The following is a 20197-nucleotide window of genomic DNA, read 5'->3' as shown; positions in this document are numbered from 1 at the left end:
ACGGCGGCACTCAGCTGCCGCCGTCGGCCGTCCGCACCGTGATGCGCACCTGGCCGTCGGGGGAACCCGTGACCTGCCAGCCGTCGCCACTGGCGCGCTGCCAGGTGTGCCCCTCCGCTTCGACCCGCACCACGGACAAGTCCTTGGCGTTGGCAACTGCCCACTGGGCCACGGACCAGGCCAGCGTCCCCTGGGAGTCCACCACCAGGGTGGAACCATCCACCCGGCTGTCAACGCCACCGTAGGCCTGGTCAAGTTCGGTGGCCACCGATGCGGAATTTCCGCCCGCGGTGGGGGAGCGGAGTGTGCACTGGACTCCGGCCGGAGTCTGTCCGGTGAGCCCCGACGCGAACGCCCGTCCCATCTCTTCATGCTGCGCGTACGCCTTGGGGTAGGCGGACCGCTGGACCTGCTGGGCTGCGTCGGTGATGTCCAGCGTCTCGTAGCCGGGAATCTTCACCAGGGCGTCGTAGAACGCATTGACGGCGTAGTAAGGGTCCATGATTTGCGCCTCCGTGCCCCAGCCCTGGGACGGCCGCTGCTGGAAGAGCCCGCGTGAGTCCGGTCCGGCTTGGTCACCGTGGCCGATGTTGCGCAGCTTCGACTCCTGCATGGCCGTGGCCAGGGCGATGGTGGCGGCACGCGGGGGAAGGCCCCGCCGGACAGCTGCTGCGGTGATTAAAGCCGCATTGGCCGCCTGGTCAGGCGCCAGCTCCCCGCTCCGGCCCGCGGCCTTGGCTGTGCAGCGTTCCGAAACGAGGGTCTCGGAACGCTGCACAAAGTACACCGCCGTATAAATGCCTCCCGCTACCAGCGCGAGGGTGAGGAGCAGCACCGCCAGGCGGCGCAGGCCGCGCCTGCGCGCCACAGACAGAGGTGCCATGAAGGAACTAGTTGGCGTGCAGGGCGTCGTTCAGTTCAACTGTCTGGCCCTTGCGGGGCAGGGCTTCAACCGCACCGGTGGTGGAGTTGCGGCGGAACAGAAGGTTGGGAACGCCGGAGAGTTCGGCAGCCTTGACGATCTTGGTGGTGTCCTCGCCCACCTCGTCCTTGGGCCCGGGAACGCGGACCCGGGTGCCTGCCGTGACGTAGAGGCCTGCCTCCACCACCGAATCGTCACCGATGCTGATGCCCACGCCGGAGTTCGCGCCGAGCAGGACGCGCTCGCCGATGGTGATTTTTTCCTTGCCCCCGCCGGAGAGGGTGCCCATGATGGAGGCGCCCCCGCCCACGTCGCTGCCGTCGCCGGCCACTACTCCTGCGGAAATGCGTCCCTCCACCATGGAGGTGCCCAGCGTGCCGGCGTTGAAGTTCACGAAGCCCTCGTGCATGACGGTGGTGCCGGCGGCGAGGTGCGCACCAAGGCGGACCCGGTCGGCGTCGGCAATGCGAACACCGCTGGGTACCACGTAATCCACCATGCGCGGGAACTTGTCGATGCCGTAGACGGTGACGGCACCACGGCGGCGCAGCTTTGCGCGCGTCAGTTCGAAGCCTTCCACGGCGGCCGGCCCGAAGTTGGTCCACACGACATTGGGGAGCTTGCCGAAGATGCCGTCCAGGTTGATGGTGTTGGGCTGGACCAGGCGGTGTGACAGCAGGTGCAGCCGCAGGTAGGCGTCAGCGGTGTCTGCGGGGGCCTCATCCAGGTTGATCTGGACGAAGACCACCTTCTGTTCCGTGCCGCGGTCCTCGTCGACGCCGTTCTCCGCGATGCGGGTCAGTGCTTCGTCGGCGTTCTCCACCGAGCGGAGGTCTTCCGCCGCAACACCAAGCGCCGGTGCCGGGAACCAGACGTCCAGGACGATGGCGTCACCGCCGGCGGTGGCAATGGTGGCCACGCCAAAGCCATAGGCGGAACGGTCATCAGCGGTTGAGGTCAAGGTTTCGGGCACGGCGGAGGAAGCGGTCTCAGTCATGTGCCCCAGTCTATCGAGGGCCGGGCGGGCGGTTCGAACTAGACTGGCTTCGTGACTGCTGAAACCGCCCCTGAACCTGCCGTGTCCGTCCTTGACCTCCGCCAGGATGTGGCGTTGCTGACCGCAGCCCTGATGGACATCAACAGTGTGTCCGGTAATGAAACCCAGCTGGCGGACGCCGTCGAAACCGCTTTGCTGGAGATTCCCCAGCTCAGCGTCGTGCGCGACGGGGACGCGATCATCGCGCGGACGGAACTGGGCCGCCCTGAGCGCGTCATCCTCGCCGGACACCTGGACACCGTCCCGCTGCCGCTCACCGAAGGCTCCAAGGGCACCGTCCCTTCCAGCTGGGAGTCCGGGGTTCCCGGCGAGGGCATCCTGTATGGCCGCGGCGCCACGGACATGAAAGGCGGCGTGGCGGTCCAGCTGGCTTTGGCCGCAGGGATGTTCGACGGCGGCGCGCAGCCCAAGCGGGACGTCACCTTTGTGTTCTACGACCACGAGGAAGTGGAAGCGGTGAAGAGCGGCCTGGGGCGCCTGGTCCGCAACCACGGAGACCTGCTGCAGGGAGACTTCGCCATCCTGCTGGAGCCAACCGACGGCACCGTGGAGGGCGGCTGCAATGGCACCAGTCGGTTCGAGGCCACCACGGCGGGGGAGGCTGCGCATTCGGCCCGCGCCTGGATGGGCAGCAACGCCATCCACGCGGCAGCGCCCATCCTGGCCCGCCTGGCAGCCTACGAACCCCGGACCATCAACGTTGACGGCCTTGACTACCGGGAAAGCCTCAACGCGGTGAAGATCAACGGCGGCACAGCGGGCAATGTGATTCCGGACCGCTGCGTTGTGGAGATCAACTACCGGTTCGCCCCGGACAAGACGCCTGATGAGGCCGAGGCCCACGTCCGGGAACTGTTGGCGGGCTTCGACGTGGTCCGCACCGACGCCGCCGCCGGCGCCCGGCCCGGGCTGCAGCACCCGGCCGCCGCCTCCTTCGTTGCCGCCGTGGGAGCCGCGCCCAAGCCCAAATACGGCTGGACCGACGTCGCGCGTTTCAGCGAACTGGGCATCCCGGCGGTCAACTTCGGCCCAGGAGATGCGCTGCTGGCGCACAAGGATAACGAGCACGTGGACGCCGACGCCGTCCGCAAATGCCTTGCCGCCCTGCAGAGCTGGCTGGCGGCCTGAGGGAGCTTAAAGACAAAAGAGGGCCGGAACTCCCGCGGGAGTTCCGGCCCTCTTTTGTCGAAGGCTTCGCGGACTAGGGAGCCGCAGCCTCCAGGACGTCCGGTTCGGCCTTGGCCACACCGCCGGCAGCCTTCTTGGAGCCGCGGCGCTCGATCCACACAGCCAGCCGCGATACGGAAATGTTGATGGCGATGTAGATGGCGGCGGCCACGAAGAAGACGGGGAACAGGTACTGCGGCCCCAGGAAGTCTGCCATGACCTGCACCGCGCGCAGCAGTTCACCGTAGGCCACGATGTAGCCCAGCGAGGTGTCCTTCAGGAGCACCACCATCTGCGCCACGAGCGACGGCATCATGCGGCGGATAGCCTGCGGCAGTTCGATGAGCATGCGGGACTTGTAGCTGGTCAGGCCGATGGCCAGCCCCGCCTCGCGCTGTCCCTTGGGCAGTGACTGGATGCCGGCGCGGATGATCTCCGCGAACACGGCGCCGTTGTAGAGCACCAGGCCGGCGATAACGGCAATGAACGCGGAGGTGCGGAATCCCAGCAGGATGAAGAGCATCATCAGGACCACTGGCATGCCGCGCAGGAATTCCAGAATGATCCGGGTGGGGATCCGGATGACAGCAGCATCCGAGATCCGCAGCAGGCACAGCAGCAGCCCCAGCGGGAAGGCGATGACTGCTGCGATGGCGGCTGCGGAAAGAGTGGCACCCAACCCGTTGCCGAGCAGCCGCCACACGTCGGCGCGGGTGAAGATCTGCCAGCGGCGCGCCTCGAAGATTCCCTGCTGCGCGAGGGTCATGACGACCCACGCCAGCAGGCCGAGAATCAACAGGCCGCCGATGATTGAGGCAATCAGGGAGATCCGGCGTGCTTTGGGGCCGGGAACGTCGTACAGAACGGAGCTCATCGGGCAATCGCCACCTTTCGTTCCACCGTGTTGGCGAGGATTCCCAGCGGAACGGTGAGGAGCAGATAGAAGAACGCAGTGCCCAGCAGGACGGTGATGACGGCGTCACCATTGGCGTTGGCCAGTTGCCGGCCGTAGCCGAACAGTTCCAGGACGAAGAAGGCACCGGCCACGGAGGAGTTCTTGACCAGGGCGATCAGGATGTTGATCAGCGGCGGGATCACTGTCCGCAGGGCCTGGGGGAGGATGATGAGCGTGAGTACCTGGCCGAACTTCATGCCGATACTGCGCGCGGCCTCCGCCTGGCCCACGGGCACGCTGTTGACACCTGAGCGGACAGCTTCGGCGATGAACGCTGCGGTGTAGGTGCTGAGGGCGATGATCGCGGCGACCTCGAACTGCTCGAACTTGACCCCAAGCCGGGGGAGCACAATGGCTGCGAAGAAGAAGGCGATGGTCAGCGGGGTGTTGCGGAGGATCTCCACGTAGACGGTGCTGAAACCGCGCAGCGCCGCAACCGGGGAAACGCGCGCTGCCGCCAGCAGGGTTCCGAGGATCAACGCGAAGATGCCGGAGACGACGGAGAGGAAAAGTGTGCGGAGAAAACCAGTCCAGTAAAGGGGCAGGTTTTCAATGATGACGTCCATAGGATCCTTCGGCTGTAAGCGTGGACGGATTAAAAGCTGTGCTGCCGGGGCCGCTGTGCAGCCCCGGCAGCTGGACGCTGGTTAGTAGCGGTCGATGGGCGGGAGGCTGGGTGCGGTCTTGATGACCGAACCTGCGGTGGCTTCCCAGGCCTTCTTGTAGGAGCCGTCCTTTTCGAAGGATTCCAGCTGGTCGTTGATCCAGCTGCGGAATTCCTTGTCGCCCTTCTTCAGGCCGATGCCGTAGGGCTCCTTGGTGAAGGTTTCATCGGAGGCCAGCTTGAAGGCGTCCGGTTCCTTGTCAACGAAGCCGGCGAGGATCACGTTGTCAGTGGTGACCGCTTCAACCTGCTTGTTGCGCAGCGGTTCCAGGCACGCGGAGTAGGTGGCGGCCGGAACCAGTTCCGCGCCGTACTTGTCCACGATGGTGGCAGCCGGGGTGGAGCCGGTGACGGAGCAGACCTTCTTGCCCTTGACGTCTTCAGGCTTCTTGATGGTGTCGTTGTCCTTGTTCACCATGAGCGCCTGGCCGGCCTGGTAGTACGGGCCGGCGAAGTCCACAACCTGCTTGCGCTTGTCGCTGATGGTGTACGTGGCGATGACCAGGTCCACCTTGCCCTGCTCGATGAAGGGCTCGCGGTTGGCCGAAACGGTCTCCGACCACTCGATCTTGTCTGCGGGAATGCCCAGCTTGGCGGCGATCAGCTTGCCGATTTCAACGTCGAAACCGACCGGCTTGCCGTCCAGGCCCACCTGGCCGAACAGCGGCTGGTCGAACTTGGTGCCGATCTTGATGGTGCCGGCGGAGGACAGCTTCTCCATGGTGGTGCCGGCAGCGAAGGAAGGCTTTTCGACCGGGCTGGGGTTGCTGGACCCGCCGGAGTCGCCGCCGCCGCAGGCGCTGAGGGACAAGGCGAGGGCAGCGGTAGCCGCCACGACGAAGGACTTCCGCCGGGACATAAATGTCTTCATGACATTCCTTTCATTGATGGCCGTGGGTTTCCGGCCTGGATGCGAACTGAAGTGTGTTGGTTCGGTTGAATCAGTGGGTGAGCAGCTTGGACAGGAAGTCCTTGGCGCGGTCACTCTTCGGGTTGGTGAAGAATTCCTCCGGGGTGTCGTCTTCAACAATCTGGCCGTCTGCCATGAAAACCACGCGGTCGGCGGCCTTGCGGGCGAACCCCATCTCGTGGGTGACCACGATCATGGTCATGCCTTCCTTGGCGAGCTGGACCATGACGTCCAGGACCTCGTTGATCATTTCGGGGTCCAGGGCGGACGTGGGCTCGTCGAACAGCATGACCTTCGGCTTCATTGCCAAAGCGCGGGCAATTGCGACGCGCTGCTGCTGGCCGCCGGAGAGCTGGGCCGGGAGCTTGGGAGCCTGGTGCCCCACGCCTACCCGTTCCAGGAGTGCCATGGCGTCCTTTTCAGCCGCCGCCTTGGAAACGCCCTTGACCTTGATGGGCCCAAGGGTCACGTTTTCAAGGATGGTCTTGTGCGCGAACAGGTTGAACGACTGGAAAACCATTCCGACGTCGGCGCGGAGCTGGGCGAGTTCCTTGCCTTCCTCGGGGAGGACTTTCCCGTCGATGCTGATGGTTCCGCCCTCAATGGTTTCCAGGCGGTTGATGGCCCGGCAGAGGGTGGACTTACCGGAACCGGAGGGCCCGATGACCACAACAACCTCGCCCTTGCGGACCTGGAGGTTGATGTCCTTCAGAACGTGCAGCTGGCCGTAATGCTTATTAACGGCGTTCAGGGAGACGAGAGCATCGCCGGGCACATGAGTAGTCATAGGAAAGAATCTAGCGAACAACGGTGGGTTATGACGCCAATCACCCCAACTTCATGCTGATCGTGATTCAAGAGATACCTGTGGTTGGAGGTTAGCCTAGGTGAATGAGCATCAACGCAGATCCGGCCAAGAATTCCCAGCCGCGCCGTAAGGGGCCCCTTGAGCTGCGCCGCAAGCAGGCGGCAGTGGAAATGTCGGACCAGCATCTGCTTGATACCAAGGGCCCCGGCCAGTTCGTCCACACCGATCCCTGGCGCGTCCTGCGCATCCAGAGCGAGTTCGTGGAAGGCTTCGGGGCGCTCGCGGATATTGGAAAAGCCGTCAGCGTCTTCGGTTCAGCCCGCACCAAACCCGGCAGCATTTACTACGAGATGGGCGTCGAAGTGGGCCGCAAGCTCGCCGAGGCCGGAGTAGCAGTGATCACCGGCGGTGGCCCGGGCTCCATGGAGGCGGCCAACCGGGGGACGGTGGAGGGCAATGGCGTGTCCGTTGGCCTCGGTATCGAGTTGCCGTTCGAGCAGGGCCTGAACCAGTGGGTGGACCTCGGCATTAACTTCCGCTATTTCTTCGCCCGCAAGACCATGTTCGTCAAATACGCACAGGGCTTCATCGTGCTGCCCGGCGGCCTGGGGACATTGGATGAGCTGTTCGAGGCAATGGTCCTGGTGCAGACCCGGAAGGTGACATCCTTCCCCATCGTGCTCCTGGGCGTCGATTTCTGGGGACCGATGATCGACTGGATCCGGGGCACGCTGGTGGCCGAGGGAATGGTTTCCGAAAAGGACTTGGACCTCATCCAGCTGGTGGACGACCCCGCGGAAGCCGTGGACCGCGTCCTGCATGGCGCGGTGACTCCTTCCATGAACGGCGAGCAGCGGCCGGAGTAACGTGGCGCAACGGTTCCAGCCGGCGGTCTGGCACGATGGAGCCGTGAGCTTCTTCCTCGTTTTCCTCGCCGTCGTGCTGGTGGTGGCGGTCCTTTGGGCCGCCCTGGGCGGGCGTTCCCGCACACCGGGCGGCGCCGGGCTGCCTGCACTCCTGGACGGTGGTTTCGAAGAACCGCCCGCGAACCTTCCGCCGGTGCTCCTTCCCGAGCACGCCGTTCCGGAGGACGTGACGCGGCTGCGTTTCTCGCTGGGCCTGCGCGGCTACCGGATGGACCAGGTGGACCAGGTCCTGGACGAGCTGCGGGACCAGCTCGCCGCAAAGGATGCCGAAATAGCTGAGCTGCGCGGCCGGCTGGAGGCCCCTGAGGAACCTTCTGAGCAGACTTCCGACGGCGGAACCGCCGCTGCTGATGCGGCAGGGCAAGAGCCGGGCACAGGAAGCGCCGGAGAGGCTGGCCTCCGGGGCGGCTCCACTCCCGTCCATGAGGATGCAGCCCCGGGGAAGGGCGGCCTGTGAGCACGGTGGACCGCCGCAACCCGCTGGCATCCGCCGGCAACGCAGCCCACCGCGTGGCTTCCGCCGTCCGCAGCTGGCCCTCCTGGCTCCAGGTGACGGCCCTGTACGCGGCGGCGAGGGTGGTCACCGCGTGCATCTTCATGGCCGCGGCACTCCATCAGGGCCCCAACCCCTGGTTCCCCCCAAAGCCGGACTACTGGAACTTCATCAACATCTGGGATGCCCGCTGGTACGGCCAGGTCATCGCCAACGGCTACCCGTCGGTCCTTCCTACGGACAGTGCCGGCAATGTGCAGGAAAATACGTGGGCCTTCTACCCGCTCTTCCCAGCCCTGGCCGGTGGCCTCAGCCGTATCACCGGCCTCAGCCCCGCCGCCTCGCTCACGCTGATCGCCATGCTGGCGGGCTGGGGCGCAGCGCTGGTGGTGTACAAACTTTTCCGGCAGAAGGCCAGCCATGCCACCGCCATGTGGGGTGTTGCGTTCTTCGCGGCCTTCCCCGTTTCCGCCGTCCTCCAGGTCCCCTACGCCGAACCCCTGTCGCTCATGCTGCTCGCGTGGGCCCTGCTGCTGGTGGTGCGCCGGCAGTACCTGTCGGCCATGCCCGTGGTGGTCCTGCTCTGCCTCTCCCGGCCCGTGGGTGTCCCCTTTGCCGCCATGGTGGGGCTGCTCCTGGTCTTCCGGGCCATCGCATTCGTCCGTGCCAGCCCGCAGCGGGGCAGCAATGAAGCAGCCCATTCCGGCCGGGACCTGGCCGCACTGACGGGGCTAACCGCCGTCGCGGGCGTTTCCGCCCTCGCCTGGCCCGCCGTCGCATGGGTGGCCACCGGTGACCCGCAGGCCTATACCAAAACAGAAACCGTGTGGCGTGGCCAGGATCTGGTGCCTTTCAAACCGTGGTTCGACACCGGCGTGGAGCTTTTTGGCCCCGTCCTGGGCGTCCTTGCCCCCGTAGTTTTCGTGGCGCTGTTCGCCGCGATGCTGTTCCTCCGCCCGGTGGTGCGGCTCGGCGTCGAACTGCGGCTGTGGTGCGCCTGCTACATGGGATACCTTCTGGCCTTCCTCCACCCGCAGACCAGTACCTTCAGGATGCTGCTGCCGCTGTTTCCGCTGGCCCTGGGCGCGGCTTTCCTCTCCCGGTCAAGGGCGTACCGGGGGACCGTGGTGGTGATGTTCCTGCTGCTCCAGGTCGTGTGGATCGTGTGGCTGTGGGCGTGGGCGCCGCTGCCCGGCGGAGGGGATTATCCGCCCTAGCAAAACGTGCTTCTGTGCAGGTCAGGACGGGAATAACACGCGCAGGAAAATGTCCATCGATTAGCTACGGGCGGGTAATTCCGCGATAATGATAGGTAAGCAAGGACAAAAGCATTCAGAAAACGCGCAGCCTTGGCGGTGGAACCACCAGCCCGCCATGGCCGCCTGATCGACATGCGGACACAGCCCGCCCGGGCTGATCAGTCCTGGGACAAAATGGAGGGGAATTCCTCATGGCGGCTATGAAACCACGCACCGGCGACGGCCCAATGGAAGTCACCAAGGAGGGCCGCAGCCTGATCATGCGCGTCCCGCTCGAAGGCGGCGGACGCCTGGTGGTCGAACTGAACGCTGCCGAAGCAGCCAACCTCAAGGAATGCCTCGTCGGCGTTACCGAATAATTGTGCCGGACGGGGTCCGCAGCCTGCGGGCTGCGGACCCTGTCTGTCTTCGGGGGATACCTACTTCTTAACGGCCACCAGCAGGCCGTCCCCGGTGGGAAGCATTGCGGAAGCCAGCCTGTCGTCGTCGCGGATTGCCTTGCCCACCTGGCGCAGGGTCACTGTGTTGGGCTCCCGCCCGGCGGGGTTCGCCACCTTGTCCTTGTCCAGGGCGTCGTTGATGACCAGCAGCCCGGAACGCTTGAGCAGCCGGACGGCCTGTTCCACATATCCGGGGAGGCCTGGCTTGTCCGCGTCGATGAACACCAGGTCGTAGGCCCCGTCAGTCAGCCGCGGCAGGACATCGCCGGCGCGGCCGGAAATGGTGCGCGTACGGTTGGCCGGACTGCCGGCTTCGGCGAACGCCTCGCGGGCCGCCCTCAAGTGTTCGACGTCCACGTCGATGGTGGTCAGGACCGCATGCGGGCTCAAGCCGCGCAGGAGGCACACGCCGGAGACCCCGGCGCCCGTGCCGATCTCCACCGCGGTCTGGGCCTTGGAGGCAGCGGCCAGCACCGTAAGGACGGCGCCTACGCCGGGGCTGATCGCGTTGACGCCCAATTCATACGAACGCTCCCGGGCCCGAAGCATTACCTCATCCTCAGCGGGCAGATCTTCTGCATAGGACCAGCTGCTGGACTTGTCGGCGCTCATGGATTTCGCTTTCTGGGCGTAAGGGGGAATGTCTCCCCAAGCCTACTGTGTTTGGCCGGGCAGGCCGGGGAAGCACCCGTTGCGCCCAAGGCTGAAGTTCGCCTGCAGTCAGGAAATTCCCAGCGAAGTTTGACATGATTGGTATCCGCTCATCCAAAAGGTGACCGGCGCCGAATCAGAGATGTCAACAGTATCCGGGCGTTAGCATTCCATGAGGGGAGTGGACGATGTCATCTTCAGTTGTGGCACCTGTCCCTGCAGTCAACCATCCCGATGATGGGTGGGTCCGTCCCACTTGGGAAGAAGTGGTCACCAACCATTCGGCGAAGGTCTACCGGCTGGCTTACCGCTTGACCGGCAACAAGTTCGACGCCGAGGACCTCACCCAGGAGGTCTTCGTCCGCGTCTTCCGTTCGCTGGACAACTTCAAACCGGGGACGCTCGACGGCTGGCTGCACCGCATCACCACCAACCTGTTCCTTGACCAGGCCCGCCGGAAGACCCGCATCCGTTTCGACGCGCTGGCGGAGGACGCAGAGTCCCGGCTGCCGGGCCGTGAGCCGGGCCCCGAGCAAAGCTTCGAACTGAACAACCTGGACCTGGATGTGCAGGCCGCGCTGGAGGAACTTCCGCCGGACTTCCGCGCCGCCGTGGTCCTGTGCGACCTCGAGGGGCTGTCCTACGACGAAGTCGCGGAGGCTCTCGGCGTGAAGCTGGGTACCGTCCGCTCGCGCATCCACCGCGGCAGGACCATGCTCCGGGAGAAGCTCGCCCACCGCGATCCGCGCCCGCAGCAGTCCCGCCGCAAGCTATCGATGCCCCGCATCGCCGGCATCCTCTGAACGGCGCATGAGGTCCCAGTTTCCTTTCGGCGGCAGGCATCAGCGCACCGGCAGCCACCTTGAGGCCTGCCAGGAGTGTGCCGCCACCGTGCGCCGGGAACAGCAGTACCTTGAGCGCCTCCGGGATGCTCCCATTCCACCCGCCAGCGGTGACCTGACGGCACGCCTGCTGGCGCGCACGAGTGAACTGGCGGCCCAGCCGCCTGCGCCTGTACACCAAAGCGGGACCTCGCTGGCCGCCCGGGCCCTGGCGCTGACGGCCGGCGGAACGGTGGCGGCTGCCGGAGTGCTGGCCGTCGGGGCGTTCACGGCGGCAGGAGACCCCGCGGCCGGCGGGGCGGGGGCCACCGAGGCGGCCTTTTCGCATGTCTCCTCGCAGACACCGGCGGACGGCAGGACGTTGACCGCAGCACAGCTCGCCACGCTGCGCTCCGAGGGCTGGGCCTGCCCTGAACTGCAGGCCATGGGATTCCACGTGGAATCGGCCAAGGCGCTGGTTGTTGACGGCCAGCCTGCGGTGGAGCTCCGGCTTACCGACGGCGCTCATCACGCCACCGTTACTGAACAGCATCCCGTCACCGGGCAACCCGCAGCCCAGGCCGCGGCTGCCGGAAGTGTGCCGGTGAAAGCCACCGGAGCCGGCGGCAAAGCGGGTCCGTCGCAGGATTGGGCCACATCGCCATGGGCCGCCACTTACCGCGCGGAAGGCCTCACCATCACCTACCGCTCCGACCTGCCCGCGGCGCAGGCCAACGAAGCCCTGCCCATCCTCAAACGCCTCGCCGACAGTGCCGCAGAAGGGGTGGCGGCCGCCGTTCCGGAGACTTCCGAGGGGCAGGCCGCCGAGCCACTGGAGACCCGGCTGGAGCGCGGGTTCAGCAAGATCGCGGCCCTGTTCAACCAGTGACGCGAACTGTTGCTCCGTCCCGCGGACGGGAATCGTCACTCGCAGCCCGGAAAGGGTAATCTTCCTAAAGTGTTTGGAATCAACGGCCCGGAGTTCATTCTTCTGCTGATCATTGGCGTACTGGTGATCGGCCCCCAGCGGCTGCCCGAATATACCCAGAAGCTGGCGAACCTGGTCAAGGAAGTCCGCCGCATGGCCAACGGTGCCCGCGAGCAGATCAAGGAAGAAGTGGGCATCGACATCGACGATGTCGACTGGAAGAAGTACGATCCGCGCCAGTACGATCCCCGACGCATCATCAAGGAAGCACTCCTCGACGACGACACCAAGCCGGTGAGCGCCAACGCCCCGGCCGCCGTCGCTGCAGTTTCCGGCGCGGCGGCAGCCGCGGAGTCGGCTCCTGCGCGGCCCGAAAGGGTCGTGGAGCGGCTGGCGCCGGGCGAGACAGCGCCGTTCGACACCGAAGCCACCTAGGCCTGCCGCCCCACGGGGCTCACCGCCCGGCGGCAATTAGTGGTCAACGGGGCTTACTGATTACCGGGGCTGCAGCCCCAGTTTCATCCCGGCCAGCCCACGGGGTTTGGCCGCCAACTGCCCTGCGATTGCCGCCAGCGCCATCGCGCCCGCCGAGCCCGGCTGGCCCAGGACGATCGGCACCCCCGAGTCCCCGCCTTCCCGCAACTGGATGTCCAGGGGAATCTGGCCCAGCAACGGAACGTCCGCCCCTACCGTGGCGCTGAGGCGTTCGGTGAGGACTGCCCCGCCACCGCTTCCGAACAGCTCCATCCGGCCGCCGTCGGGCATCTCCAGGTAGGACATGTTCTCAATGACGCCTGCGATTTTCTGGCCGGTCTGTGTGGCAATGGCACCGGCCCGTTCTGCGACGTCCGCTGCCGCGGCCTGGGGTGTGGTGACCACCAGGATCTCGGCCTTGGGCAGCAGCTGCGCAACGGAGATGGCAATGTCACCCGTGCCCGGCGGAAGGTCCAGGAACAGGGCATCCAGATCGCCGAAGTAGACGTCGGTGAGGAACTGTTCCAGGGCCCGGTGCAGCATGGGTCCGCGCCAGGCGACCGGCTTATTGCCGCTGACGAACATGCCGATGGAGATCACCTTCACCCCGTACGCAACCGGGGGAAGGATCATATCGTCCACTTGGGTGGGTTTCTGCGTGATCCCCATCAGCGCGGGGACGGAGAAGCCGTACACATCCGCGTCCACGATGCCCACGCGGAGGCCTTGGGCGGCCAGGGCGCTGGCCAGGTTGACGGTGACGGAGGACTTGCCCACTCCGCCCTTGCCGCTGGCCACGGCGTAGACCCTGGTGAGCGAGCCGGGTTCATTGAACGGGATGCTGCGCTGCCCGCCCGCGCCGCGCAGCTTCTCCTTGAGCGCGTCGCGCTGCGCCTGGTCCATCACCTTCAGTTCGACGTCTACGGCGGTGACGCCCGGAACAGCGAAAAGGGCCTTTTGGGAATCGGCGGTAATGGTGTCCCGCAGCGGGCAGCCGGCGATGGTGAGCAGGACCGCTACGGTGACCTTGCCGTCGTCGGACACCTGGACGGAATCCACCATGCCCAGCTCAGTGATGGGGCGGCGCAGTTCAGGGTCGATGACCGTGGCCAGGGCCTCGTTGACGGCGGGGTGCAGCGGGGACTTGCCTGCTGTTGCGGGATCGATGGGGGCGCTCATGGGAGGAGCCTCGGCTTTCATGCGGTTGCGGACCGCCGGTCAGTGGACGGCCTGGCGGTCATTGGGCAGAGTGGCCGGGTTTGACCCGGGGGATCTGCTGGGTACGCGGGCTGCGCTGCCGGTCCCGTTGTTCGCGCAGTTTGTCCTTGACCTTGTCCCGCGGTGGTTCGTGGGAACCCGGGCCGGTGTCGTCGTGGGTGCGCAGCTCCTCCTGGGCTTCGAGCAGGTCCTCAAGGAGGGAGCGCAGTTCGGCGCGGACGTAGTCGCGGGTGGCCACTTCGCGCAGGGCGATCCGAAGGGAGGCAAGCTCCCGGGTGAGGTACTCGGTGTCGGACAGGTTGCGCTCGGCACGCTGGCGGTCCTGCTGCAGCGAGACGCGGTCGCGGTCATCCTGCCGGTTCTGCGCCAGCAGCAGCAGGGGTGCGGCGTAGGAGGCCTGCAGTGACAGCATCAGGGTCAGCAGGGTGAAACCAAGGTCCCGCGAGTCGAACTGCCATTCCACGGGAGCCCACGTGTTCCAGCCGAGCCAGAAGATGCAGAACACCGTCATGTAGACCAGGAACTGGGGCGTACCCATGAAGCGGGCAAAGGCCTCGGTGGCGTGCCCGAATGCATCGGGGTCCGGGCGGAACGTGGGCAGGATCCGCTGCCTGCCGCTCAGGGGTGTGTCGAGGCTGCCTTTTGATTCCGCTTTGGCCAGGTTCCGCTGGTTGGGGTTCTTCGGAGCACTGATATCAGCCAATGCGGCCACCGAGCCTTCTTATCGGGGCTTCGCCATCATGGGCGCGCCAGTCGTCGGGCAACAAATGATCCAATACGTCATCAACAGTCACCGCCCCCACAAGCCGGCCGGCGTCATTGATCACCGGGAGGGAGTTCAAGTTATAGGTAGCCAGGGTCCGCGCCACTTCGCTGATGTGCGCTTGGTCGGACAACGGCTCGAGGTTCTTGTCCACCAGGTTTCCCAGTGCCTCGAACGGCGGGAAGCGCAGCAGCTGCTGGATGTGCACCACGCCCAGGAAGCGGCCCGTGGGCGTTTCCAGCGGCGGCCGGGCAATGAAGATCGACGACGCCAGTGCCGGGGAGAGCTCCTCGCGCCGGACGTGGGCCAGGGCTTCGGCCACGGTGGCTTCCGGGGGGAGGATGACCGGCACGGGGGTCATGAGGCCACCGGCCGTGTCCTCGTCGTATTCGAGCAGGCGGCGCACGTCCTCGGCGCCTTCGGGCTCCATCAGCTGGAGTAGTTCCTCGGCCTGCGCGGAGGGGAGCTCACCGAGGAGGTCGGCGGCGTCGTCCGGGTCCATCTCCTCCAGGACGTCGGCTGCGCGCTGGACATCCAGGGCGGAGAGGATCTCCACCTGGTCGTCCTCCGGGAGTTCCTGGAGGACGTCCGCCAGGCGTTCGTCCTGCAGTTCGCTGGCCACCTCGAAGCGGCGCTTGTCGCTCATCTCTTGGAGCGCCTCGGCGAAGTCGGCGGGTTTGAGGTCCTCGTGGTTGGCCACGAACTGGGTGGCGGCCTGCGGCTCGGTCTTCTGGCCCTGCTGGGCATCCGCCCAGTCGATGATCAGGGTCTCGTTGCGGCGCAGCCGGCTCAGGGGTGACAGCGAGTGTCCGCGCCGGACGAAGAGCTTGCTCACGAACCAGTCACGGGACCTGTGCTGGTCAATGGCGATGTCTTCGATGGTGGCGTCGCCGCTGCCGTCACGGAGGGTGACGCGCCGGTCGAACATCTCGGCCACCACCAGGGTTTCCGCGCCGCGCTGCTCAAACCGGCGCAGGTTGACCAGGCCGGTGCAGATGACCTGGGTCTGGTCGATCGAGGTGATGCGGGTCATGGGCACGAAGACGCGCTTCTTGCCCGGAACTTCCACCACGATGCCCACCACGTGCGGGGCGCCCTGGGTTCCCCGGGACAGCACAACAACATCGCGCAGCCGGCCCAGCCGGTCGCCCAGCGGGTCGAAGACATCGAGGCCCAGAAGGCGCGCCACGAAGACGCGTGTAGGTGTTGTGCTCACCACTACAGGCTACCGAGTCTGCTCTCTTTTAGCTGAATTTACAGGCAGTACCCACCTTGATGGGCAAGAATGGGACTATGTCGAACTTATTTGGTGCACCCAAGGCCGGCGCCCCGAGCGGACCGGACGATGCCCGGGCCGTTCCCACCGGTGACACCGTTGGCTCCTACACCTCCTACCTCGACGCCCAAAAAGCGGTGGACTACCTGGCAGACCAGCAGTTCCCGGTCCAGATGGTCTCCATCGTCGGCAATGAGTTGAAGATGGTGGAGCGGGTGACGGGGCGGCTGAGCTACCCCCGGGTGGCGCTTTCGGGGGCACTGAGCGGCATGTGGTTTGGCCTGTTCGTGGGAGTCATGCTGTCGTTTTTCGCGCCTTCCCCCGGATACTTTTCGATCATGACGTCGGTGCTGATGGGTGCCGCCTTCTTCATGCTCTTCGGCATCGTCACCTACGCCATGCAGCGCGGCAAGCGTGACTTCACGTCCACCAGCCAGGTGGTGGCAACTAGCTACGACGTCATCGTGGCCCCCGAAGCAGCCCATGAGGCCCGGCGCCTGCTGCAGCAGCTGCCGATGTCCCGTTCCGACGCTGCCTCGGCCCATGGCCCCTACACGCAGAACGACTACTACAACCAGCCCTATCAGCAGCAGCATCCGCAGCAGCAGGGGCCTGCGCGTCCGGCCGGTTGGAACGATCCCTACGGCCAGCGGCAAGGCGCGGTCAACGATACGTCCCCGTCCCGCGAGGGATCAGAGCACGGCTCATCGGCCCAGGACGGACAGGCTCACCCGCACGACGGCGGCCAGCAGTATGGGGGCGGTCAGCAGCAGCAGCCCGTCCGTTCGGCCCGCTATCCGGACCTGCCGGACGGACGCCCGCAGTACGGTGTCCGGCTCCCGCAGGGACCTGCCGCAGATGCCGGGCAGCAAAGTCCGGGTCAGAGCCCGGAACATGGTGCGGAACAGCACGGTGGAGAACATCGTGCGGAAGAACGTCACGTGTCCGACGGCGACCAGCACCAGGGCGAAAACCGGCAGTAACAGCCAACAGATTTACAGGGCCTGACAGCAGGGCATACAAAAAGCGGGACCGCCGGAAAGAATCCGGCGGTCCCGCCTCTTTGTAATTTCTGCCGCGTCAGGCTTCTTCGGTCCGGTAGATGCCGGCCATCCAGTCCTCCACGTCCTCCGCATTGCGTGGCAGGGCGGCGCTGAGGTTTACCGGGCCATCGGCAGTCATCAGGATGTCGTCCTCGATCCGGATGCCGATGCCGCGGTACTCCTCCGGGATCGCCAGGTCTTCCTTCTTGAAGTACAGGCCCGGCTCAATGGTGAACACCATGCCTTCGGTGAGGACGCCGTCGAGGTAGAGCTCCCGCTTGGCCTGCGCGCAGTCATGCACGTCCAGTCCAAGGTGGTGGCTGGTGCCGTGCGGCATCCAGCGCCGGTGCTGCTGGCCTTCGGGGCTGATCGCTTCCTCCACAGTGACGGGCAGGATTCCCCACTCGGCCAAACGCTCGGCCAGGACCGTGGTGGCGGCAGTATGGATGTCCCGGAACTTGGTTCCCGGCTGGGCAGCGGCGAAACCGGCGTCGGCGGCATCCAGGACCGCTTGGTACACCTTGCGCTGGATGTCGCTGAAGGAGCCGCTGGCCGGAAGTGTCCGGGTGATGTCTGCGGTGTAGAGGGAGTCGGCCTCGACGCCCGCGTCCAGGAGCAGGAGTTCGCCGGCATGGATGCGGCCGGTGTTGCGGGTCCAGTGCAGCACGGTGGCGTTGTTGCCGGACGCCGCGATGGTGTCGTAGCCGAGTTCGTTCCCCACCTCGCGGGCCCGGGCAAAGAACGCTCCCTCCACCACGCGCTCGCCGCGGGCGTGGGTGAGGGCGCGCGGCAAAGCCTTAACAACCTCTTCAAAGCCTTCCACGGTGGCGGACACCGCGATCTTCATCTGCTCGATTTCCCACTCGTCCTTGAGCAGGCGCAGTTCGGAGAGGGCCTCGCTGAGCTTCTCGTCCAGGGCATCCAGGACGCCCAGGTCCAGGTTCTCGGGGTCCCTGGCAGTGTTGTACCGTGCGGTGTCCACCAGGGCGTCGATGTTCTCGTCGACTTTGCGGACCAAGCGGATGGAGATGCCGCCGATTTCCGGGGCGCCCACGTCCTTGGTGACGGCTGTTTCCAGTTGGTCGATGTGCGCGGTGGCCAGCCCCAGGCGGGCCTCGAACTCTTCGAGGGTGGGGCGCGCACCAATCCAGAATTCGCCGGAGCGGGAATCCGCGTAGAACTGTTCCGTGTCCCGGCCGGCCAGTGGCCGGAAATAAAGCGTGGCGCGGTGGTTCCCGCCGTCGTCGCCCGTTCCCTCCTTGACCGGTTCCAGGATCAGGACAGCGTCGGGCTCGTGGTCCAGCCCGAGCCCGGTGAGGTGTGCGAAGCCGGAGTGCGGGCGGAAACGGTAGTCGCAGTCATTCGACCGCACCTTCAACGGCCCCGCGGGGATGACCAGGCGTTCGCCCTTGAACAGGGAGGAGATCGCCTTGCGCCGGTTTGCGGCATAGGGGGCGACGGCGTCCAGTTGCGGAAGCTCCTGGCTGGAAGGTGCCCAGTTGCTGGCCATGAAGGCCTTGAACGCGTTGGAACTGGGCCGCTGGGAGCGGTTGTTGACGCGCTCTTCCAACGGCTGGGAAGCAGAGTTTTGGGTGTTTTCGGCATCGTTCACGGCACCATCGTCTCACCAGCTTCGCGGCTAAGCGAACAGGCCTCCCCGGTCTCTAGTCCCCGGTCCACTACGCTGGATAAGTGAGGATTGACCTGCATGCCCACTCCAACGTCTCCGATGGCACCGAGACCCCTGCCGATGTCATGGCCTCTGCTGCCCGCGCGGGATTGGACGTGGTGGCGCTGACCGACCATGATTCGACGGCAGGTTGGGCGGAGGCTTCCGCGGCCGCTGCAAGGTACGGCGTGGCCCTGGTTCCTGGCATGGAGGTGTCGTGCCGGACCGAGGAGGGCATCAGCGTCCACCTTTTGAGCTACCTGCACGATCCCACCCATCCCGGCCTCCTGGAAGAGATCACCAAAGCCAAGGATTCCCGGCAGACCCGGGCTGAGCGGATGGTGACCATCCTGGCGGAGGATTACCCGCTTACCTGGGACGACGTGATCCACCATGTCGCGCCCGGTGCCACCCTTGGCCGTCCGCATATCGCGGATGCCCTCGTCGCCGCAGGGGTGGTGGAGGACCGTTCGGAGGCTTTCGCCTCCATTCTGACCTCCCGCTCGCGGTACTTCATCCCGCACTACGCTCCAGACCCTGCCACCGCCGTCGAACTTGTCCGTGCCGCCGGCGGCGTGCCGGTGTTCGCCCACCCCGTGGCTTCTGCCCGGGGGAGGATCGTGGGGGAGCGCACGTACCGCGAGATGATCGACGCCGGCCTGGCAGGCCTGGAGATCGATCACCGGGACAATCCGGAAGAGGGCCGGGACTTCCTCCGCAGGCTCGCGGCGAAGCATGACCTGCTGGTCACCGGTTCCTCCGACTACCACGGAACCGGCAAACCCAACCTGCTCGGGGAGAACCTCACTGCCGCCGGCATGCTGGCGCGGATCGAGGAACTCGGCACGGGAACTGCCGTCGTCCGCCCCTGACGTTACCTAGCTGGGCTGGCGGGTTACCAGGGTGGCGTGCGCACCGAGCCGCTTGGCCATGATGTCGATGGCCGGCTGGTTCTGGTCCACGCACACGAACTTCCGGCCCAGCTTCGCGGCCACTGCCCCCAGGGTGCCGGAGCCGGCGAAGAAGTCCAGGCACCAGTCCCCGGGGCGGGACGATGCGGCGACCACCCTGCGGACCAAGCCCTCCGGCTTCTGCGTGGGGTAGCCGGTCTTTTCCTTGCCGGTGGGGGAGACAATCGTGTGCCACCAGACGTCGGTGGGCAGCTTTCCCAACTCCCGTTTGGCAGGGGTCACCAGGCCGGGCGCCATGTAGGGTTCACGGTCCACCTCGGCGCTGTTGAAGTGGTACTTGGCCGGGTTCTTGACGTACACCAGGATGTTGTCGTGCTTGGTGGGCCACCGGTTTTTCGCACGCGCGCCGTAGTCGTAGGCCCAGATGATCTCGTTCAGGAAGCATTCCCGGCCAAAGATGGCGTCCAGCATGACCTTGGCGTAGTGCACCTCGCGGTAGTCCAGGTGCAGGTACAGGGTTCCGTCGTCGGCCAGGAGCCGCCAGGCCTCCACGAGCCTGGGTTCCAGGAAGGACCAGTAGTCGCTGAACGCGTCGTCGTAGCGGTGCAGGGCGCCCTTGATGGTGTCGTAGGAGCGGCCCTTGAAACCCACCCGGTCCCCGCCGCCGTCAGCGTTGACCACCATCCGGGTTTGCTGGCGCTGCTGCGGCCTGCCCGTGTTGAAGGGCGGGTCCACGTAAATCAGTGTGAAGGCGCCGTCCGGCAGCGTGGGGAGGTACTCCGCGTTGTCCGCGTGCACCACCAGGCTGCCGCCGTCCGGCGCCCAAACAGTGTCAGTCATCG

The 20197-nt window shown here is 65.9% G+C and carries 22 protein-coding genes; 10 read left to right on the top strand and 12 right to left on the bottom strand.

Annotated elements, in window-relative coordinates:
• Window positions 1-10: 10 nt before the first annotated feature.
• Both LFT44_RS13700 and dapD read right to left on the bottom strand, forming a co-directional pair.
• Entirely contained in the window at window positions 11-868 is an 858-nt protein-coding gene (locus LFT44_RS13700) for a hypothetical protein (protein WP_442863693.1), read from the bottom strand.
• A 22-nt stretch (window positions 869-890) separates the two neighbouring features.
• Window positions 891-1919, bottom strand: coding sequence for a 2,3,4,5-tetrahydropyridine-2,6-dicarboxylate N-succinyltransferase (gene dapD / locus LFT44_RS13695; protein WP_236798993.1), 1029 nt, complete (start codon window positions 1917-1919; stop codon window positions 891-893).
• Between the two features lie 51 nt (window positions 1920-1970).
• Between dapD and dapE the strand changes: the two genes are divergently transcribed.
• A complete protein-coding gene (gene dapE, locus LFT44_RS13690; RefSeq protein WP_236798992.1) occupies window positions 1971-3107 on the top strand; it encodes a succinyl-diaminopimelate desuccinylase in 1137 nt (378 codons plus the stop codon).
• A gap of 73 nt (window positions 3108-3180) precedes the next feature.
• Here the strand turns inward: dapE and LFT44_RS13685 are convergent, their stop codons facing one another.
• From LFT44_RS13685 to LFT44_RS13670, 4 genes are all read right to left on the bottom strand, one after another.
• Window positions 3181-4020, bottom strand: a complete 840-nt coding sequence (locus LFT44_RS13685; protein WP_236798991.1) for an amino acid ABC transporter permease — start codon at window positions 4018-4020, stop codon at window positions 3181-3183.
• Window positions 4017-4667 (bottom strand): amino acid ABC transporter permease, encoded by a 651-nt coding sequence (locus LFT44_RS13680; RefSeq protein WP_236798990.1) that lies wholly within the window; start codon window positions 4665-4667, stop codon window positions 4017-4019. Before LFT44_RS13680 ends, LFT44_RS13685 begins: the two co-directional genes overlap by 4 nt.
• 81 nt (window positions 4668-4748) lie before the next feature.
• Complete coding sequence (locus LFT44_RS13675) at window positions 4749-5636, bottom strand: glutamate ABC transporter substrate-binding protein (protein WP_236798989.1); 888 nt, start codon at window positions 5634-5636, stop codon at window positions 4749-4751.
• 70 nt (window positions 5637-5706) lie between these two features.
• Window positions 5707-6462 carry an amino acid ABC transporter ATP-binding protein gene (locus tag LFT44_RS13670; protein WP_236798988.1) on the bottom strand — a complete coding sequence of 252 codons (756 nt, stop codon included), beginning with the start codon at window positions 6460-6462 and terminating at the stop codon, window positions 5707-5709.
• A gap of 104 nt (window positions 6463-6566) precedes the next feature.
• Here LFT44_RS13670 and LFT44_RS13665 point away from each other — a divergent pair, with 104 nt between their 5' ends.
• The 4 genes from LFT44_RS13665 to LFT44_RS13650 all read left to right on the top strand — a co-directional run bounded on the left by LFT44_RS13665 (window position 6567) and on the right by LFT44_RS13650 (window position 9520).
• A complete protein-coding gene (locus tag LFT44_RS13665; protein ID WP_236798987.1) occupies window positions 6567-7349 on the top strand; it encodes a TIGR00730 family Rossman fold protein in 783 nt (260 codons plus the stop codon).
• 43 nt (window positions 7350-7392) lie between these two features.
• Window positions 7393-7866, top strand: a complete 474-nt coding sequence (locus LFT44_RS13660) for a DivIVA domain-containing protein (RefSeq protein ID WP_236798986.1) — start codon at window positions 7393-7395, stop codon at window positions 7864-7866.
• A complete protein-coding gene (locus tag LFT44_RS13655) occupies window positions 7863-9119 on the top strand; it encodes a hypothetical protein (RefSeq protein WP_236798985.1) in 1257 nt (418 codons plus the stop codon). The genes LFT44_RS13660 and LFT44_RS13655 overlap by 4 nt, the downstream gene beginning before the upstream one ends.
• Before the next feature lie 233 nt (window positions 9120-9352).
• Complete coding sequence (locus tag LFT44_RS13650; protein WP_009357720.1) at window positions 9353-9520, top strand: DUF3117 domain-containing protein; 168 nt, start codon at window positions 9353-9355, stop codon at window positions 9518-9520.
• A 60-nt stretch (window positions 9521-9580) separates the two neighbouring features.
• On the opposite strand, the gene LFT44_RS13645 is transcribed toward LFT44_RS13650, so the two are convergent.
• Window positions 9581-10213, bottom strand: coding sequence for an O-methyltransferase (locus tag LFT44_RS13645; protein ID WP_236798984.1), 633 nt, complete (start codon window positions 10211-10213; stop codon window positions 9581-9583).
• A gap of 227 nt (window positions 10214-10440) precedes the next feature.
• On the opposite strand from LFT44_RS13645, the gene sigE reads away from it, so the two are divergent.
• The 3 genes from sigE (at window position 10441) to LFT44_RS13630 (ending at window position 12436) form a co-directional block, all read left to right on the top strand.
• Complete coding sequence (gene sigE, locus LFT44_RS13640) at window positions 10441-11055, top strand: RNA polymerase sigma factor SigE (RefSeq protein ID WP_236798983.1); 615 nt, start codon at window positions 10441-10443, stop codon at window positions 11053-11055.
• A 7-nt stretch (window positions 11056-11062) separates the two neighbouring features.
• The gene (locus tag LFT44_RS13635) at window positions 11063-11962 is read left to right on the top strand and encodes an anti-sigma factor (protein ID WP_236798982.1); all 900 of its coding nucleotides are present in this window, start codon (window positions 11063-11065) and stop codon (window positions 11960-11962) included.
• Window positions 11963-12031: 69 nt separating this feature from the next.
• Window positions 12032-12436, top strand: coding sequence for a Sec-independent protein translocase TatB (locus LFT44_RS13630; protein ID WP_236798981.1), 405 nt, complete (start codon window positions 12032-12034; stop codon window positions 12434-12436).
• 60 nt (window positions 12437-12496) lie between these two features.
• Here LFT44_RS13630 and LFT44_RS13625 read toward each other — a convergent pair whose 3' ends face one another.
• From LFT44_RS13625 to LFT44_RS13615, 3 genes are read right to left on the bottom strand one after another with little or no spacing between them, the layout of a single operon-like run.
• Complete coding sequence (locus LFT44_RS13625) at window positions 12497-13654, bottom strand: Mrp/NBP35 family ATP-binding protein (RefSeq protein ID WP_236798980.1); 1158 nt, start codon at window positions 13652-13654, stop codon at window positions 12497-12499.
• Between the two features lie 58 nt (window positions 13655-13712).
• Window positions 13713-14405 (bottom strand): DUF1003 domain-containing protein, encoded by a 693-nt coding sequence (locus tag LFT44_RS13620; protein WP_236798979.1) that lies wholly within the window; start codon window positions 14403-14405, stop codon window positions 13713-13715.
• Window positions 14389-15672, bottom strand: coding sequence for a magnesium transporter MgtE N-terminal domain-containing protein (locus tag LFT44_RS13615; protein WP_236798978.1), 1284 nt, complete (start codon window positions 15670-15672; stop codon window positions 14389-14391). Before LFT44_RS13615 ends, LFT44_RS13620 begins: the two co-directional genes overlap by 17 nt.
• Before the next feature lie 77 nt (window positions 15673-15749).
• On the opposite strand from LFT44_RS13615, the gene LFT44_RS13610 reads away from it, so the two are divergent.
• Window positions 15750-16715: a general stress protein gene (locus LFT44_RS13610; protein WP_236798977.1), complete on the top strand. Its 966-nt coding sequence runs from the start codon at window positions 15750-15752 to the stop codon at window positions 16713-16715.
• 97 nt (window positions 16716-16812) lie between these two features.
• On the opposite strand, the gene LFT44_RS13605 is transcribed toward LFT44_RS13610, so the two are convergent.
• Window positions 16813-18387, bottom strand: coding sequence for an aminopeptidase P family protein (locus LFT44_RS13605; RefSeq protein ID WP_236798976.1), 1575 nt, complete (start codon window positions 18385-18387; stop codon window positions 16813-16815).
• Window positions 18388-18467: 80 nt separating this feature from the next.
• Here LFT44_RS13605 and LFT44_RS13600 point away from each other — a divergent pair, with 80 nt between their 5' ends.
• The gene (locus LFT44_RS13600; protein ID WP_236798975.1) at window positions 18468-19316 is read left to right on the top strand and encodes a PHP domain-containing protein; all 849 of its coding nucleotides are present in this window, start codon (window positions 18468-18470) and stop codon (window positions 19314-19316) included.
• A 6-nt stretch (window positions 19317-19322) separates the two neighbouring features.
• Here LFT44_RS13600 and LFT44_RS13595 read toward each other — a convergent pair whose 3' ends face one another.
• Entirely contained in the window at window positions 19323-20195 is an 873-nt protein-coding gene (locus tag LFT44_RS13595) for a DNA-methyltransferase (protein ID WP_236798974.1), read from the bottom strand.
• Between the last annotated feature and the right edge of the window lie 2 nt (window positions 20196-20197).

It is taken from the genome of Arthrobacter sp. FW306-05-C, from assembly GCF_021801725.1.
Taxonomy (GTDB): domain Bacteria; phylum Actinomycetota; class Actinomycetes; order Actinomycetales; family Micrococcaceae; genus Arthrobacter.
Note: the sequence above shows the minus strand (reverse complement) of the source record. Positions and strands in the feature narration are given on the sequence as shown.

Excerpts from the sequence above, each read along its gene's own strand:
- LFT44_RS13650 (WP_009357720.1), top strand. The coding sequence starts at position 9,353 with ATGGCGGCTATGAAACCACGCACCGGCGACGGCCCAATGGAAGTCACC.
- sigE (WP_236798983.1), top strand. The coding sequence starts at position 10,441 with ATGTCATCTTCAGTTGTGGCACCTGTCCCTGCAGTCAACCATCCCGAT.
- LFT44_RS13680 (WP_236798990.1), bottom strand. The coding sequence starts at position 4,667 with ATGGACGTCATCATTGAAAACCTGCCCCTTTACTGGACTGGTTTTCTC.
- LFT44_RS13670 (WP_236798988.1), bottom strand. The coding sequence starts at position 6,462 with ATGACTACTCATGTGCCCGGCGATGCTCTCGTCTCCCTGAACGCCGTT.
- LFT44_RS13625 (WP_236798980.1), bottom strand. The coding sequence starts at position 13,654 with ATGAGCGCCCCCATCGATCCCGCAACAGCAGGCAAGTCCCCGCTGCAC.
- LFT44_RS13635 (WP_236798982.1), top strand. The coding sequence starts at position 11,063 with ATGAGGTCCCAGTTTCCTTTCGGCGGCAGGCATCAGCGCACCGGCAGC.
- dapD (WP_236798993.1), bottom strand. The coding sequence starts at position 1,919 with ATGACTGAGACCGCTTCCTCCGCCGTGCCCGAAACCTTGACCTCAACC.
- LFT44_RS13685 (WP_236798991.1), bottom strand. The coding sequence starts at position 4,020 with ATGAGCTCCGTTCTGTACGACGTTCCCGGCCCCAAAGCACGCCGGATC.
- LFT44_RS13665 (WP_236798987.1), top strand. The coding sequence starts at position 6,567 with ATGAGCATCAACGCAGATCCGGCCAAGAATTCCCAGCCGCGCCGTAAG.
- LFT44_RS13645 (WP_236798984.1), bottom strand. The coding sequence starts at position 10,213 with ATGAGCGCCGACAAGTCCAGCAGCTGGTCCTATGCAGAAGATCTGCCC.
- LFT44_RS13675 (WP_236798989.1), bottom strand. The coding sequence starts at position 5,636 with ATGAAGACATTTATGTCCCGGCGGAAGTCCTTCGTCGTGGCGGCTACC.
- LFT44_RS13610 (WP_236798977.1), top strand. The coding sequence starts at position 15,750 with ATGTCGAACTTATTTGGTGCACCCAAGGCCGGCGCCCCGAGCGGACCG.
- LFT44_RS13595 (WP_236798974.1), bottom strand. The coding sequence starts at position 20,195 with ATGACTGACACTGTTTGGGCGCCGGACGGCGGCAGCCTGGTGGTGCAC.